This is a genomic window from Nonomuraea fuscirosea (genome assembly GCF_003001935.1).
Lineage (GTDB): Bacteria > Actinomycetota > Actinomycetes > Streptosporangiales > Streptosporangiaceae > Nonomuraea > Nonomuraea fuscirosea.
In genome coordinates, this window is the sequence record NZ_PVNG01000011.1 from 215848 (window position 1) to 231498 (window position 15651).

The 15651-nt window shown below is 74.0% G+C and carries 13 protein-coding genes; 6 read left to right on the top strand and 7 right to left on the bottom strand.

Translation table 11 applies throughout. The annotated features are described in order from the left end of the window. Window positions 1–154: 154 nt before the first annotated feature. From B0I32_RS25720 to B0I32_RS25730, 3 genes are all read left to right on the top strand, one after another. A complete protein-coding gene (locus tag B0I32_RS25720; protein ID WP_245956022.1) occupies window positions 155–679 on the top strand; it encodes a sigma-70 family RNA polymerase sigma factor in 525 nt (174 codons plus the stop codon). Window positions 680–713: 34 nt separating this feature from the next. Beyond that, on the top strand, window positions 714–1409 hold the full coding sequence (locus B0I32_RS25725; RefSeq protein ID WP_106244019.1) for a zf-HC2 domain-containing protein: 696 nt from the start codon (window positions 714–716) through the stop codon (window positions 1407–1409). A gap of 102 nt (window positions 1410–1511) precedes the next feature. Beyond that, window positions 1512–2360, top strand: coding sequence for a PHP domain-containing protein (locus B0I32_RS25730; protein WP_106244021.1), 849 nt, complete (start codon window positions 1512–1514; stop codon window positions 2358–2360). A gap of 60 nt (window positions 2361–2420) precedes the next feature. Here the strand turns inward: B0I32_RS25730 and B0I32_RS25735 are convergent, their stop codons facing one another. The 5 genes from B0I32_RS25735 to B0I32_RS25750 form a co-directional block, all read right to left on the bottom strand. Continuing rightward, window positions 2421–4694: a tetratricopeptide repeat protein gene (locus tag B0I32_RS25735; protein WP_106244024.1), complete on the bottom strand. Its 2274-nt coding sequence runs from the start codon at window positions 4692–4694 to the stop codon at window positions 2421–2423. 46 nt (window positions 4695–4740) lie between these two features. Then, window positions 4741–6435 (bottom strand): ABC transporter permease subunit, encoded by a 1695-nt coding sequence (locus B0I32_RS25740; protein ID WP_181307775.1) that lies wholly within the window; start codon window positions 6433–6435, stop codon window positions 4741–4743. After that, complete coding sequence (locus B0I32_RS57875; RefSeq protein WP_181307778.1) at window positions 6432–7676, bottom strand: hypothetical protein; 1245 nt, start codon at window positions 7674–7676, stop codon at window positions 6432–6434. The genes B0I32_RS25740 and B0I32_RS57875 overlap by 4 nt, the downstream gene beginning before the upstream one ends. After that, window positions 7660–8298 carry an ATP-binding cassette domain-containing protein gene (locus B0I32_RS25745; protein WP_106244028.1) on the bottom strand — a complete coding sequence of 213 codons (639 nt, stop codon included), beginning with the start codon at window positions 8296–8298 and terminating at the stop codon, window positions 7660–7662. Before B0I32_RS25745 ends, B0I32_RS57875 begins: the two co-directional genes overlap by 17 nt. A gap of 159 nt (window positions 8299–8457) precedes the next feature. After that, window positions 8458–9066, bottom strand: coding sequence for a dienelactone hydrolase family protein (locus B0I32_RS25750; protein ID WP_106244030.1), 609 nt, complete (start codon window positions 9064–9066; stop codon window positions 8458–8460). A gap of 82 nt (window positions 9067–9148) precedes the next feature. Between B0I32_RS25750 and B0I32_RS25755 the strand changes: the two genes are divergently transcribed. From B0I32_RS25755 to B0I32_RS25765, 3 genes are all read left to right on the top strand, one after another. Next, window positions 9149–10342 (top strand): FUSC family protein, encoded by a 1194-nt coding sequence (locus tag B0I32_RS25755; RefSeq protein WP_106244032.1) that lies wholly within the window; start codon window positions 9149–9151, stop codon window positions 10340–10342. A gap of 3 nt (window positions 10343–10345) precedes the next feature. Next, a complete protein-coding gene (locus tag B0I32_RS25760) occupies window positions 10346–10855 on the top strand; it encodes an SET domain-containing protein (RefSeq protein ID WP_106244034.1) in 510 nt (169 codons plus the stop codon). 108 nt (window positions 10856–10963) lie between these two features. Next, window positions 10964–11650: a hypothetical protein gene (locus B0I32_RS25765; RefSeq protein ID WP_106244037.1), complete on the top strand. Its 687-nt coding sequence runs from the start codon at window positions 10964–10966 to the stop codon at window positions 11648–11650. Window positions 11651–11714: 64 nt separating this feature from the next. Here the strand turns inward: B0I32_RS25765 and B0I32_RS25770 are convergent, their stop codons facing one another. Next, window positions 11715–12083, bottom strand: a complete 369-nt coding sequence (locus B0I32_RS25770; RefSeq protein WP_106244038.1) for a hypothetical protein — start codon at window positions 12081–12083, stop codon at window positions 11715–11717. A 103-nt stretch (window positions 12084–12186) separates the two neighbouring features. Further along, window positions 12187–15633, bottom strand: coding sequence for a tetratricopeptide repeat protein (locus B0I32_RS25775; protein WP_106244041.1), 3447 nt, complete (start codon window positions 15631–15633; stop codon window positions 12187–12189). Window positions 15634–15651 lie beyond the last annotated feature (18 nt).

A 15651-nucleotide genomic window follows, 5' to 3' on the forward strand; every position in this document is an offset into this window, starting at 1 on the left:
GAAGCACGATTTAACGGATATTTCTATCGATGTGGCGAGACGGGCAAACTACCTGACCCGGAGGCTCGGCCGAGGCTAGAGTGTCAATTCTCAATATCAGCGGAGCGAGCGCGATATTTCATGATATCCGCCGCGCGAGGGAGCACGCCCCCACGTGAATCACCGCGTAACCGACGAGGCCATGGTCCGAGCCCTCTATCGCGAATACGGCGCCCCCTTGATGGCCTTCGCCATCAGGCTGACGGGCGGCGATCGGCGTTGGGCCGAGGACGTCGTTCAGGAGACCCTCGTCCGTGCCTGGCGCAACATCCACGATCTCCGTACGGACTCGGGCTCGTTGATGCCCTGGCTGGCCACCGTCGCCCGCCGCGTCGTCATCGACAACCGCCGCCGCTCCGGCTCGCGCCCCCTCGACACGGTCGAGGACATCTCCGACCGCGTCCAGCCCGTGGCGGCCGAGGACGAGCGGCTGCTGCGGGAGATCGTCGTGACCGACGCGATGATGTCGCTGTCCCCGGCCCACCGTCAGGTGCTCACAGAGACGTTCCTGCTGGACCGCACCGTCCAGGAGGCGGCGGAGACGATCGGCGTGCCCGTGGGCACGGTGAAGTCCCGCGTGTACTACGCGATGCGCGCGCTGCGCGTCGCGCTTGAGGAAAGGGGGGTGACGTTGCCGTGATCGGACAGCGTCACAGTAACAGGGGGGTGACGCCATGACGGAGGTACACCACGAGGACGTGGCCGCGTACGCGCTCGGCCTGCTCAGTGACGACGAGCGGGCCGATTTCGAGCGCCATCTCGGCATGTGCCCGATCTGCGCCTCCGAGGTGGGGTCGTTCGCGGCGATGGGGGAGCTGATCAAGGGGGTGCACCCCGACGATCTGCTGCCGCATCCGCCGGACCAGCAGGTCGAGTCTCTTCTAGTACGCCGTGCGGCCGCCGAGCGCCGGCGCCGCCGGTTCCACCGGGGGTTCATGAGCGCCGCCGCGTGCCTCGTCGTCGCGGCCGGGATCTTCCTCGGCATCAGCTCCGTGACCAGCGGGCCCAACCCGGACAGCATCCACAGTCCGGCCCGGGCCCTGCTCATGACCGGCCGCACCTACGCCGTCAACGATGCCTCCACCGGCGTCTCCGGGGTCGTCGGCGTGGAGGACAAGGGATGGGGGACCCACGTCGCGCTGGAGCTCAAGGGCGTCAAGGGGCCGTTGCAGTGCCGGCTGATGGCGGTCGGCGACGACGGCCGCTCCGAGGTGGTGGCGAGCTGGGGCGTGCCGGACAAGGGGTACGGCGTGCCGGGGGCCGAGGATCCGCTGCTGCTGCACGGCGGCACCAGCCTGCCTCAGTCCGAGATCAACCACTTCACGGTCCAGACCTTCGACGGCCGGATCCTGGCGTCGGTCGCGGTATGACCCGCACGAGTTTCCGGGGAGGAGTGCCCACGGTCGCCGTATGACCTGTACGAGTTCCGGAGGAGGCGTGCCCACGGTCGCCGTGTGACACCATCGGGGGCGATGCGCATAGACCTGCACAGCCACAGCAGCGCCTCCGACGGCACCCAGCCCCCGTCCGACGTGGTCAGGCGGGCCCGCGAGCGGGGGCTCGACGTGCTCGCGCTGACCGACCACGACACCGTGGCCGGGCACGTGTCCGCCGCCGGCGCGCTGCCGGCCGGGCTGACGCTCGTGCCCGGCATGGAGCTGTCCTGCCGGCGCGGCGGCCGGAGCATCCACCTGCTCGCCTACCTGTTCGACCCGCGCGAGCCGGAGCTGCTCGCGGAGTGCGCGCGGATCAGGCGGGCCCGCGAGGAACGCGCCAGGCTCACCGTCGAGCGGCTGGTGGAGCTGGGCGTGTCGGTCACCTGGGAGCAGGTGGCCGAGCTGGCCGCGGGCGCCCCCGTCGGGCGGCCGCACATCGCCCGCGCCATGGTCGCCGCCGGGGCCGTGGCCGAGCCGGCGCTCGCGTTCACGCCGGAGTGGATCGGGGCGGGCGGGCGCGCCCACGTCTCCCGTTACGCCCTCGACCCCGGGCACGCGGTACGCCTGGTGCGCGCGGCCGGTGGCGTGCCCGTCCTGGCCCATCCGAAGGCGGAACGGCGCGGCGAGGCGGTGCCGGACGAGTGGATCGCCGAGCTGGCCGCGGCCGGGCTCTTCGGCGTCGAGGCCGACCACCTGGACCACGACGAGGCGGCCCGCCGTCACGTGCGCGGCCTGGCCGGCGAGCTCGGCCTGGCCGTGACCGGCTCTAGCGACGACCACGGCGAGCTGACCGGGCACCGGCTGGGCTCGGAGACGACGGACCCCGAGGTCTACGAGCGCCTCGTCGCCACGGCGACGGGCGCGGCGCCGATCACCGGCGCCTGACGATCACCCGGTACCCGGCGATCACCGCCGTCCGACGGCCCCGCCACCGCCCGCTTCGGGTCACAGGGCTTGGAGGAGGGCGCGCAGCTCGGTGATCTGCTGGGGTTCGGCGATCCCGTCCCACGGCGAGAGCGCGGCCAGCCCGGCGTCCTGGTGCTCGGCCGCCCGGTCCCCGCGCAGCCGCCCCAGGTGCAGGTGGGCCAGCGCGGTGCTCACCCCGAACGGCGGCAGCCGCGGCTCGGCCTCCTCCAGCAGCGCCACCACGGACTCGGCCGCGTGCCCAGGATCCTCCAGCAGCACCCCGGCCCGCTGCACCAGGCAGCGCGCCCTGCCGGTCTCGTCCGCGGTCTCCGTGTAGAGCCGTTCGGCCTGCTCCAGGTGGGAGCGGGCGTCGAAGCCCTGGCCCAGGTAGTGGTGGGTGAGCGCGAGCAGCTCGTGCGCGTGCGCCTGCGCGCCGGGGTCGCCGGCCCGCCCGGCCAGGTCGAGGGCGCGGAACAGCACGGCCCTGGCGTCGGCGTACAGGCTGCGCGCCTCGGGGGCCCGGCCGTCGTGGTCGAACGTCTGCCCCTTGCGCATGAGGAGCGCCGCCACGTTGGTCATCCTGATCGCGTGCCCGGTGACGTCGCCGCCGGACAGCGCCTGCCCGTACCGTACGAGCGCGGACTCCACGGCGGTGAACTCGTCGCCGCCCGCCAGCAACAGCGCGGCGTGCTCCAGGTGCAGCTCGGCCGGCCACGACTCCACCCTGACGCGCAGCTCGGCCGCCCGGGTGAAGTGCTGGCGCGCCTTGCGCGGATCTCCCCAGGTGAGCTGGATCGCGCACTGGCGCAGCTCGGCGGTGGCCTGCACGCGCTCGTCCCCGAGCGCCTTCGCGGCCGCGGACAGCGCGGCCGCCGCCCGCAGCCGGTCCTCGTGCCGCTGTTCGAGCCGGAACCAGGCCTCCAGGCCGTCCGCGATCCGCCCGAGCGCGCGGGCGGTCTGGCGTCCTGGCTCGGCGCCGGCCAGGACCTGGAGCAGCACCCTGTCCTCCATCGCGAACCAGGTCCTGGCCTCGTCGGCGGGCAGCCGGGCGGCGTAGGCGGCGGCCTGCTCGGCGAAGTGCTCGACCAGGCGGCGCCAGGCGGCGTTCTCCTGCGGCGTCCCGGCCGCGCCGCTGTCCCTGAACGCGCCGGTCACCCTGACCCGCGTCATCCGTACGTTCTCCACCAGCCCGAAGTCCGCCAGCTCGGTGATCGCGTCGCCGGCGGAGGGCACCCCGAGCAGCGCGGCGGCGGCCTGGTGGTCGACCTCGGCGATCGGCAGCCCGGCCAGCAGGATGAACAACTGCTTGGCCGTGGGCCGCAACTGCTTGATGCTCAGGTTGAGCACGAAGTCGAGCGTCTTGTCGATGGACAGGTTCCGCAGGTCGTCCACCAGCGACCGCAGCGGCACGTTGGGGTTGCCGGCCAGCCAGCGGCCCACCCTGACGATCTCCAGGGGGCTGCCCAGGCAGGCGTCCACCAGCAGCGCGAGCGCCTTGGGGTCCTGGGTCACGCGGTCGTCGCCGATGTGGCGGGCCAGCAGCGCCCGCCCGGCCTCCGGCGCGAGCGGGCCGAGCTGGATCGGCTCCGCGTGCTGCGGCAGCTCGTCGGAGAGCGTGCCCGCCACCACGATGTGCGCGCCGGGCACCCTGGTCGGCAGCCAGTCGACCTGGCTCCACGTGCTGACGTTGTCGAGCAGGAGCACGCAGCCGGTGCCGTTGAGCGCCTCGATCACCTGCGCGGTGGCGTCCTGCGGCTCCTGGATGCCGCCCGGCGGCCGGTTGAGCGTGCGCAGCACCCGCTGCGCCACGCTCAGAGCCGTCTCCGGATGTTTCCTGTCGGGGCCGCGCAGGTCGGCGTAACGCTGCTTGCGGGCCTCGCCGGCCAGGTCCCAGACGGCGCTGATCGCCACGGAGGAGGTGCCCGAGCCCATCGCGCCCTGCACCACGACCAGGCCGCGTTCCAGGGCCAGGTCCTTGACCTGCTGGAGCTCGGCGTCCCGGCCCACCAGGCCGTCCGGCCGGTCGGGGAAGGGCATGGGGGCCAGGGCGGGGCGGGCTGGGCGTTCGCGGCGGCGGCGGACGAGATGGGTGATCCAGCCGGCCGCGATCGGGAGGGGCAGCGCGAGGATCGCCAGCAGCCAGGTCGGCAGGTCGCCCGCGAGCTGCTTGATCAGCTCCTCCTGGAACAGCAGGAAGGTGCCGCCCGCCGTCACCAGCCCGCCCAGGCCGAGCTCGGGCAGGTGCGCCGTGGCCCGCCGGTGCCACCGCGACAGCCGGAAACCCAGCCGGTCCTTCCGCGAGATGTCCGTCACCGCCGCACCCCCCGCCGGCCCGGCCGGTCCGCACGCGGCCTGCCCGTCATCGCCGCACTCCTCGGGTCAGTCCCCGGTACAGGCGGCGGGCGGTGACGGCGACCACGAGCACCGGCACTGCGGTCGCGATCACCGCCTGCGCCGCCAGCGGGCTCGCGGCGCTCATGAAGTGGCGGGCCTGCTCCAGCAGGATCAGCGGCAGGTGGTCGCCCGACGGCCAGTTCAGCAGCAGCCCGACGACCGCGTCGTTCCAGACCAGGACGAACGCCAGCACCCCGGCCAGCACCACGGCGGGCCGCGCCTCGCGGACGACGTGGAACAACTCCCAGCGGTCGCGGGCCAGCATGGGGGCGGGCACCTGGACGAACGCGTTGTGCAGGACCAGCACGGCCAGCGGGATCACCAGCGCCGCGTGCACGATGGCCAGCGCGGGAGCGGTGCCGATCGGACTCAGCCAGCGTTGCAGCGGCACGGCGAACGCCTGCGGCGGCAGCGCGGCCAGGGCCACCGACACCAGCAGGACCGGCCGCCAGGCGCGGCGCGGCAGCAGGTGTTCGTGGGCCAGCACGTACGCGGCCGGCACCGCGGCCAGCAGCACCACGCACACGACCGCGAAGGCCCGCAGGAACGTGGTGCCCAGCGCGGCGGTGAACCCGTCGTCGGCGAAGGCGTCGGCGTACGAGGAAAGCGTCCACGGCCCGCCGCTCCACCACCCCGACCGGGCGGCGGCGGCCGGCTCACGCAGGGACGTGAGCAGCAGCGCGACGAACGGCAGCAGCCACAGCGCCGACACCACCGCGCACAGCGGCCACAGGCGCCGGCCGCGGGCCGCAGGAGGCGCGGACGCCGGCTCGGACCAGCTCACCCGCCCGCGCAGCCCGAGCAGCGCCAGCGAGGCCGCCCCCGCCACCACCAGCGACATCAGCACCGCGAGCGCCGCGGCCCCGGCGTCGCCCAGGTCGTCGTTGTGCCGCCACCAGAACAGCCCGCCGCCCTCGACCAGCGCCTGCATCGACCCGGGCGCGCCCATCAGTACCAGGTCGAACACGCGGGCCGCCGCCACCAGCGCGAACACGTACGCCAGCGCGGCAGGACCGGCGAGCGCGGGCAGCACCACGGACCAGATCCGGCGCCGCCGGGTCACGCCGAACGCCCTGGCCATCCGCAGCAGCCCGGCCGGCAGTCGCGCCAGGGCCTCGTGGAAGACCAGGAACGCGATCCCGGCCCACTGCCAGACGAACGCCAGCCCGAGCACCAGCCAGATCCAGCCGGGACCGAGGAAGGGCGTGTCGGAGCCGAGCAGGGCGGCGGCCAGCCCGCGGTGGTGGCTGGTGTCGAACAGCAGCCGGAAGATCGCCCCCGTGGTGAGCGGCGAGACCACGGCCGGCAGGACCAGGACGACGCGCAGCACCCGGCCGGGCAGCGGGCCCGCGTTCCTGGCCAGCCAGGCCAGGCCCAGCCCGACGGCGCAGACGACCAGGACCAGCACCCACCACAGCAGCGTGTTGCCGAGCGCCTGCCAGGCCGCGGCGTCGCTCAGCACGCCGGACCACGCGCCCGGCTCCGAGAAGCTGATGCCCACGGTCACCAGCAGCGGGGCCAGGATGACGCCCGCCGACAGCAGCACCGCGAGCAGCAGGTAGAGGAAGGCGTGCCGGCGGCTGAGCCGGTGCCCGACAGCCGGCACCCCCGCGTCGTGGTGCGGCGCCACCTCGAACAGGAACGCGTTCCGGCCGCTCACCCGACGCCCTCCCCTGCGGCGGCCACGATCTTGTCGCGGGCGGCCGCGGCGGCTCGCGCGGGCGCCGCCGCCTCCGCCGCGACCTCGGTGAACAGCTCGGTGAGCACCCGCCACAACCCCCTGCCGTCCCCGCCCTCCAGCGGCCCGATGAGCCGGTCGGACAGGTCGTAGTGGCGGTTCGCCCCCTGGTTCAGCTCTTCCGCGGGCCCGCGCAGCAGCGGGTGGGACGGCACGCTGAACGGCGTCAGGAAGCCGCCGTCGTCGACCCAGGCGGTCAGCTCGTCCCGCTCACCCGGCTCGCGCGGCCTGGTCAGCCAGTCGACGAAGGTGACGGCGTCGGGCCCGCCGCCGCGCATGGCCACCGCCACGTCGCCGCCGACCACGAGCGGCGGCGCCTTGCCCTGGTGGGCGGGGAAGCGGAAGTGCCCGGCCACGTTCACGCCGCCGTGCAGCTCGATGACCGGCAGCGCGAAGTCGGGCGCGGCGACCAGGTCGGCGGTGCGGTAAGTGAAGACGTCGAGGATGGAGTCGTGGAACTGCAGGGTCAGCGCCCGCCGCCCCTGCTCGGGGGTGAACGCCGCGCGCCAGATGTCGGCGAGCAGCGTGAGCGCCTCGGTCACCTGGGGCACGCCCCACCAGTCCGCGTTGCCGCGCCCGGCGGGCGGGAAGAGCCCGTCGTACACCTCGGGGGCGTAGGCGAGCAGGACGTTCTCGAACCAGTCGCTGAGCACCCACCCGTCGGCCGCCCCGATCGCCAGCGTGCCCGGCGCCGGCCTCCAGGTGGCCAGGTCGGCGGGCCGCGCCTGCTCGCCTGCGCGGTGCCACACGAGCGACTTGTGCGCGAGCTTGAACCAGGTGCCGAGCTCCTCCCCGCTCCCGTACGGCGTCACGAGCCGCCGCCAGAACCCGGGCTGCGGGTGACCGCCCTCCCTGGGCCGGACGCGGGGGCGTACGAGAGGATCGAAGAGCAGCCCCAGCCGGGGGATGACCGCCACGTCGGGGATGACGTCCTGGGCGGGCCCGCGCAGCAGGGCACTGATGTTGTCGCCGGCCGAGTAGACGCTGACGGGCCTCCTGAACCGCTCCACGAACGCGTCCACCACCCGCCGGAACCGGCCTAACTCCGCCCCGCTCCAGACCACCGCGACGCGCAGCGGCGGCTGCGCCGCGCAGCCCGCCAGCGCGACGCCCGACACGACGCCCGGCACGGTGGCGAGCAGCGCCCTACGGCTGAGCGGCATCGGCGATCTCCCAGTAGTGAGAGGGGGAGGCGAGGCTGGCCACCCTGGTCCTGTCGTCGGTGACGACGAGCACCGCGAGCCCGGGATCGGCGCCCAGGGCGCCGCTCACGGCGGCGTGGCAGGGCCCGCAGCCCGTGCGGTCCTCGATCACCATCACCTTCACCGGCAGCAGCCGGCACAGGGCGCGGGCCAGCGCGACGCTCAGCCGCTCGTCGTGGGCCAGTTCGTGCGGTCGTGAGCGGAGAAAGCCCTGGATGTCCAGCCGCCTGGCCATGTACGCGATCCGCCCGTGCACGAACGACGGGGCCAGGTCGTCGCGGGCGGCCAGTGCCAGGTTCCGCTCGACGGTCAGGTGCGGCAGCAGCCCGGCGTTCGCCGGGACGAGCCCGATCTCGCGCTCCGCCGGCAGCCGCATGGTGATCTCCTCGCCGCCGACCAGGATCCGGCCGCCGAGGGGCATCTCCAGGCCGAGCAGCAGATCGGTGAACGCGTCGGCCTCGGCGGCGTCGGCGGCCACCACCACGGCGGTCTGGCCGGGGTCGAGCGTCAGCGGATCCGGCGTCAACCGGCGCCGGGTCCCGCGCGGGTCCCAGGTGAGGCCGGTGATCTCCAGAAGTGACACGTGTGCAACCGCCGTGGTCTCGCCCTGTCATCCGCACTTGACGTTTTCACAGTCGGTGGATCACGGCAACGTGATTGCCCGATCCCGCTACGTGCACACGGGCCGATCCCGCTGCGGGCTCGCGGGCCGGTCGCGCGATGGGTGCGCCGGCCGACCCCGCTACATGATCGGGTGCGCTCTGGGGAAGTGGGCGCGGAACCAGTCCGTGGCGTGACCGGCCACCGCGTCCAGCGCGCCGGGCTCCTCGAACAGGTGGGTGGCGCCGGGCACGACCGTGATCCGGCTCTCGACCGCCAGACGTTCCTGCGCCAGCTCGTTCAGCTCCATCACCACCGGGTCCCTGCCGCCCACGACGAGCAGCGTCGGCGCGCGTACCGCCGCCAGCCTGGGCCCGGCCAGGTCGGGCCGGCCGCCGCGCGAGACGATCGCGGCGACGTCGTTGCCGGGCGTGGCCGCCGCCCACAGGGCCGCCGCCGCCCCGGTGCTGGCGCCGAAGTAGCCGATGGGCAGGCACGCCGCCTCGGGTTGCTCACGCGCCCACGCGGTACGTTCCAGCAGCCGCCCGGCCAGCAGGCCGATGTCGAAGACGTTCGCCCGGTCGGCCTCCTCCTCCGGGGTGAGCAGGTCGAACAGCAGCGTGCCCAGCCCGGCCTCGTTGAGCGCGCCGGCCACGTACCGGTTGCGCGGGCTGTGCCGGCCGCTGCCGCTGCCGTGGGCGAACAGCACCAGGCCCTGCGCCGCGTCAGGAACGATCAGATCGCCGGACATCCGTCCCACCTCTCTCGCCGCACGCTGCCGCTACCCGGTTACGGACAGCTCTATCAGCCGCCTAGCTGGGCATTTATTCGATATGGAGACCGAAACCGGGCGCCAACCCGCACCGGCCGGTTCCCCGCTCGAACGCATCGTCTCAGGCGGGGCGTCGGCGCTCGGGCTCGTGCGCAGCATGGGGATCGGGCGCTGGCTGCGCATGGAGCGGGAGGTGCTGGCCCAGACGGTCAAGGTGACCGGCGCGTGCGTGCTCGGGTGGTGGCTGGCCGCGTACGTGCTCCATCTGGACCTGCCGGTGCTCGTGCCCGTCGGCGTGCTGCTGACGGTGTCGGCGACCGCCTACAGCACGCTGGTACGGGGAGCCCAGCAGGTCATGGCCGTCGTCGTGGGCGTGGCCGGGGCCACCGCGCTGGTCTGGCTGATGGGCGTCAACGCGGTGACGCTGGCCGTGCTCGTGGTGGCCGGCCTGGTGGTGTCGCGGCTGCTCAACCTGCCCGCCCAGAACGTGCAGATCCCGATCTCGGCGCTGCTGGTCTTCGCCCTGGGCAGCAGGTACGGCTTCGAACGCCTCGCGGACGTGCTCCTCGGCGCGGCCATCGGCATCGCGGCCAACCTCCTGGTCGCGCCCCCGCGCTACGTGGACAAGGCGGGCAAGGAGCTGTGCGGCCTGTCCGCCGAGCTGGGCGACCTGGCCGACGACATCTCGCGCGGGCTGCGGGAGGGGTGGGACGCGGAGACGGCCCGCGAGTGGCTGGATCGGGCGAGGACGCTCTCGCAGCGGCTTGAGGACACGGAGCAGGCCGCCGAGCAGGCGGCGGAGTCGGTACGCCTGTCGCTGCGCCGCCGCCGCTTCGACCGCAGCCTGAACCAGGTGGCCGAGGCCGCCACCTGCCTCGACCATGCCTGTCACCAGCTCAGGAGCCTGGCCAGGGGCCTGGTCGACCTCATCGCCGGGGTCCGCGGCCTGCCGGGCGAGCGCGGGGCCGACCTGCCCGAGGCGCTGGCGGACGAGCTGGCGGCGCTGGCGCGCGTCTTCCGCGGCTTCGGGGCGCTGCAGGTCGGCCGGGGCCGGCGGGAGGACCTGGCGGATCTGCGCGCCGCCCTGAAGGAAGGGGAATGGCAGCAGCAGCGGCTGGCGACGACGTTCCGGCAGACCAGGCACGCGGAGCTGGGCCTGCTGCAGGGCGCGCTGCTGGACGCCTGCGCGCGCATCCGTCACGAGTTCGACCCGGACGACGGCCCGCACACCGCCGCCTTCCCGACGCATGATTGACCCATGCTGGAACCCCCGGACCACGACTGCCGGCTCCACCCGCACCTGGAGGTACGGCCTTCGCGCATCGAGGGCACGGGCCTGTTCGCCACCGCCGCCATCCCCGCCGGCACCGTCGTCTCCCGGATGGGCGGACGCCTGGTGGACGACGCCGGCCTGCGCCGGCTGCTCGCCGCGCCCGGATACGTCGACACCATCACGGTCGACACCGATCGCCACCTGGTCCTGCCGCCCGGCCGCCCCATCGGCAAGAGCAACCACAGCTGCGATCCGAACCTGTGGTGGACCGGTCCCTACACCCTGGCCGCCCGCCGCGACCTGGCCCCCGGCGACGAGGTCACCAACGACTACGCCACCAGCACCGCCGATCCCGGCTTCGTCCTCGACTGCCGGTGCGGCACGGCGCTCTGCCGGGGCCGGGTCACGGGGGAGGACTGGCGCCGCCCCGAGCTGCACGAGCGTTACGGCGAGCACTGGGTGCCGGCGTTGCTGCGGCTCATCGCCAGGGCCTGAGCACGGGCTACTCACGCCGCCGCTGCTCATCGCCGGGGGCCTGAACGTGAGCACGAGGTACGGCTCATCTCGCACACCCATGACGCCGGTGCCTGGCATACTGCTCGGATGTCCGATTTCGCCGAGTTCCGTGCCAAGGGACGTGAAGCCCTGCTGTCCGGCCGGGCCACCTATGACAGTCCCATGGTCGAGGGCGCCCGTCGCTGGGGAGCCGCTGCCGTGCTGCGGCCCGAGGGCGAGGTCGTGGCCCGCCTGACGGACCTGGCCGCCACCCTCGACGCACCCGGCCACTGGGTGCACGGCGGCCGGACCCTGCACGTCACGATCAGCTCGCTGGAGCCGTACCGGGAGAACATCCCCGTGGACGACCCGCTGCGCACGGCCTACGGCGCGGCGCTGGCGGAGGCCGCCGAGGACCTGCCGCCGGCCAGGGCGTACCTGGCGGGGGTGAGCCCGCATCCGGGCGGCGTCCTGGTGGGCGTGCACCCGCTGGACGAGACCCTGGACACGCTGCGCAAGCGCTTCGCCGGCGCGCTGGACGCGCGCCGCGTGAAGGACCTGGACCACGGTCGCGTCCGCGATTTCTGGTACGTCAGCGTGCTGCACTTCGCGGCCCCGCTGACGGACGCCGGGCGGATCGTCGAGTGGTGCGACGCCCACGCCGACGCCGACTTCGGCACGGCCGAGCTGCCGACGGCGGAGATCGTCCAGTTCGCCCTGACGGGCACGGCCGTCCGCGTGGACCGCCTGGAACAGGTCACGCTGGGCACCGCCGGACCCCGGCCCCTCTTCTGAGGAGCCGGGGCCGCCCCCGTTCGCGCAGGCCGGAGCGCCGCGTTATGACGGCTGAGCCTCACGCTCAGCTCAGCAGCAGCGCCGTGACGAAGTGCAGCAGGTGCCAGGCGACGTAGGCGCTGAGCGAGCAGAACGCCCACTCCTTGCCCCGCCCGATCCCGGCGATCCAGCGCAGTTCCTCGGCCGGCTCCCGCCGCGCCCGCAGGCTTCTCGTGACGAAGTACGCCGAGATCAGCCAGGCCGCCCCCGACCCTGCCACGAGGGTCAGCGAGAGGGCCGTGAGCACGGGCGAGCCGACGGGAAGGTCGGGGGGCAGGAACTGGCGGCCCCAGACCCCCGCGACCCCGGCGAGCACGACGGCGGTGATCCGCCTGTCCTTACGCGCCTGTCGCTTGAGCCATTGCAGGTCTCGACGCAGATGATTCTTGAGCATCCGGATCACCTCCGAGTGGAGTAGCTGGCCCTGCCAGCTAACGAGAAGATCCGGAAAAGATCTGCGACCTCTGATTTCCACTTTCCCGACTTATGTCGGCCTTTCACGACAAATTGCGGATTTCCGCGGCGACCCGCTGTGCCTCCAAAACGTCGCCCACCTCTTCCAGCGTCCGCCGGGCGTCTCGGAGGTAGGCCAGCGCCGCCCCGCGCCGCCCCAGCCGGGCCGAGATCAGCCCGAGCGCCCGCAACGCGCACCCGTGGTCCCGCCGCGTCCCGCACTCCAGGTGCACGTCCCTGGCCTGCCGGGCGTGCACCAGCGCCTCGTCCGCCCGGTCCAGGTCGAGCAGCACCATGGCCAGGGTCGTCAGCGCCGCCGCCCACCGGTCGCGGGTGCCGGTCTCGTTCTGCAACTCGGCCGCCTCCCTGGCCGGGTCCAGCGCGCGGCCCGGCTCACCGGCCGTGTGCAGCGCCGTCGCCATCGACAGCAGCGCGCTGGCCCGGTTGTCGCGCAGCTCCTCCCTGATCTCCAGCGACGCCGTGGCCGCCCGCAGCGCGGGTCCGTGCAGCCCGAGCGACAGGTACGTGTACGCCAGCGTCTCCTGCACGTCGGCCTCGGCCCGCCGGTTGCCCATGCCCTGCACGATGTCCAGGGCTTCGAGCGCGTACACGAAGGCCACCTGGGGCAGGCCCTGCCGCCTGCGCACCCGCGCGAGCCGGTTCAGCATGCGGGCCTCCACCGGCTCGTCGTGGATGACCCGGCTGATGACCAGTGCCTGGTTCAGGTAGTCGTCGGCCCGCCGGTAGTCCGACAGCCGCCAGTGCACCAGCCCGATGTCCCCCAGCGTCTCGGCCTTGCCCTGCTCGTGGTGGAGCTCCACCTGTACGGCCAGCGCCTGCTCGTAGTGGTCGAGGGCCTCGTCGTAGCGGGAGCCGTTGCGGGCGATCCGGCCGAGCGCGCACAGGGCCCGGCCGCAGCCGTACTGGTCGCCGGTGGCCGTGTATCCGGCGAGGGCGCGTTCGGCGTCGCGCTGGGCGTCGTGCTGCAGCCGCAGCAGGTCGTAGCTCTCGGCCAGGCAGAGCAGCGTCTCCGCCTCGGCGTGTTCGTCGCCGAGCTCGTGGCAGATGGACAGCGCCTCCAGCCCCTCGGACAGCGCCGCCTGCGGCTCGCCCAGGTTGCGCTGCACCGTGGCCAGGATGATCAGGCTCTGCGCGGTGCCGCGCCGGTCGCCCAGCTCCGCGCGTACGTCGAGGGCCTGCCCGGCGTGCTGCAGGGCCAGCTCGTACCGCTCCTGGGACAGGTGCAGCCGCGACAGCGCGTGCAGGCTGCCGGCCACGCCCGCCCGGTCGCCGATCTCCCGGTAGAGATCGAGGGCCTCGCCCGCGCAGGCGAGCGCCTCCTCGCTGTTGCCCGCGATGCCGTGCACCTCGGCCAGGTCGTTGAGCGCCCGCGCCCGCCCGACGCGGTCGCCGAGCGAGTCGAAGTCGGCCAGCGCCTCGCCGATGAACCTGGCCGCCAGCGTCGACGGCCCGATGTCGCGGTGGATCGAGCCCAGGTGGCCGCGCATCAGCGCGATGGCCCGCCGGTTGCTCACCTGCATCGCGGAGGCCAGCCCGCCCTGCTGGATCTCCAGGTTGTTCTCGTAGTACCGCAGCCGCCTGAACGGCTCGAACACCGCCTCCGCCAGCCGCCAGGCCATCCCGTGCGCGCCGCTCTCCTCGGCCAGCCGGACGACCGAGACCAGCGAGCGCCGCTCCGCCTCGAACCACTCGCGCGGCGTCTCCGGGTCCGAGGCCACCGCCAGGTAGTGGTCGAGCAGCCGCGCCCTGGCCTCGCGCACGCCCGCCTCCGCATGCCGGCCCAGCTCCCTGGCCAGCCGCTTGACCAGGTCGTGCACCCGGTAGCGGGGGCCGGGCAGCGGCTCGACCAGATACGCCCGGTGCAGCCCCTCGACCGCCAGCACGGCCTCGCTCACCGGCGCGCCGAGCGCCGCCGCCAGCACCTCGGGCGTGAAGTCCCGTCCGGGCAGCAGCCCGACGTGCCGGAACGCCCGCCGCTGCGCCCGGCTCAGCGACTCGTACGCCAGGTCGAGCGCCGACCTGAACGCCTCCTCCGGATCGCCCACCAGCAGCCGATCGGGTCTGCGCAGCTCACGCACCCGCGAGCGCACGCTCAGCCCGGGGTTCTCGGCCAGCTTGGCCGCCGAGATCCGCAGCGCGAACGGATGGTATGAGCACACCCGCGCCAGCTCGGCCAGCGCGTCCCGGTCGGCGGCCCTGGGCGAGCCCTCACCGAGCACCGCCACCAGCAGCGCCACCGCGTTGCCCGGATCGAGCACCGGCAGGTCCATCAGGTCGGCGTGCCCGGTGGCGCGCAGCGGCGCCATCCGCGTCCTGCTGGTGACCAGCACCACGCAGTCCCCGCTGCCCGGCAGCAGCGCCCGCACCTGCGCCGGGTCGGCGGCGTTGTCGAGGATGAGCAGCAGCCTGCGCCCGGCGATCCTGCTGCGGTAGAGCAGCATCAGCTCGGCCTCGTCGGCGGCGGGCATGTGCTCGCCCACGCCGAGCGAGCGCAGGATCTGCCCGAGCGCCTCGGCCGGGCTCATCGGCGGCTGCGTGGGCGACTGGCCGCGCAGGTCGATCACGATCTGCCCGTCGGGGAACCGGTCGGCGTGCATGTGGCCCCAGTGCGTCACCAGCGCGGTCTTGCCCACGCCCGGCAGACCCTGCACGACCATGGTGTTCGTCCTGCTGGGCCGCTCCAGCCAGGCGGTGAGCAGCTCCAGGCTCTGGTGCCGCCCGGTCAGGTCGGGCACGGTGGCGGGCAGCTGGCGCGGCTTCGGCACCTCGCCCACCGGCAGCGGCTCGGCCGGGCCCGCGGCCCGCGTCAGGAACGGCGTCACCCGGCCCTGCCACGGCGCCGACAGGTGCTCCCAGCTCCCGGCGGCGGCACGCAGCGCGGAGGGGTCGGCGATGCGCAGCCGCCGGTATCCGGGTCGCACCAGCCAGCCGCGCCGCGCCCACTGGCCGAGCTGGCGCTGCACCACGTCGGGCGAGGTGCCCACCAGGTCGGCCAGGGTCTCGGTCGACAGCGGCGGCGGCGACTCCGAGGCCAGGCCGTAGCGCTCGTCGAGGTGCAGCAGCCACACCGCCAGCCGGGCGGCGACCGGGGCGCGGGCCAGGGCCTCGTGCCTGCGGGCGGCCACGTTCCTGGCGAACAGCTCCTGGATCAGCGCGCCCGCCACGGCCGTGCCGGCGCCCGCGCGCTCACGGAGCCGGCGCAGGTCGATCGGCCAGAGCCGCACCTCGGTCAGCGCGTCCACCCGGACGCGGTCGGCGGGGCTCCAGAAGGCCAGCTCGCCCACGAGGTCGCCGTCGCCGCGCAGGTCGTGCACCACCTCGCGCTCGCCGGCCGGGCCGTACTCGCGGGCGTAGCCGTAGTCGATGACGTACACGCTGGGCGTCGGCCGGAGCGGCGAGCAGATCACCTCGTTGCGGCGGTAGAGCCGCGGACGGACGCCCTCCTCGACCAGCGACCTGAAGAACCCCACCGGACACCACCCCCTTCA

Bases quoted from the DNA above. Each gene is read 5' to 3' on its own strand.
- B0I32_RS25730 (WP_106244021.1), top strand. From the start codon at position 1,512: ATGCGCATAGACCTGCACAGCCACAGCAGCGCCTCCGACGGCACCCAG.
- B0I32_RS25755 (WP_106244032.1), top strand. From the start codon at position 9,149: ATGGAGACCGAAACCGGGCGCCAACCCGCACCGGCCGGTTCCCCGCTC.
- B0I32_RS25770 (WP_106244038.1), bottom strand. From the start codon at position 12,083: ATGCTCAAGAATCATCTGCGTCGAGACCTGCAATGGCTCAAGCGACAG.
- B0I32_RS57875 (WP_181307778.1), bottom strand. From the start codon at position 7,676: ATGCCGCTCAGCCGTAGGGCGCTGCTCGCCACCGTGCCGGGCGTCGTG.
- B0I32_RS25765 (WP_106244037.1), top strand. From the start codon at position 10,964: ATGTCCGATTTCGCCGAGTTCCGTGCCAAGGGACGTGAAGCCCTGCTG.
- B0I32_RS25760 (WP_106244034.1), top strand. From the start codon at position 10,346: ATGCTGGAACCCCCGGACCACGACTGCCGGCTCCACCCGCACCTGGAG.
- B0I32_RS25750 (WP_106244030.1), bottom strand. From the start codon at position 9,066: ATGTCCGGCGATCTGATCGTTCCTGACGCGGCGCAGGGCCTGGTGCTG.
- B0I32_RS25725 (WP_106244019.1), top strand. From the start codon at position 714: ATGACGGAGGTACACCACGAGGACGTGGCCGCGTACGCGCTCGGCCTG.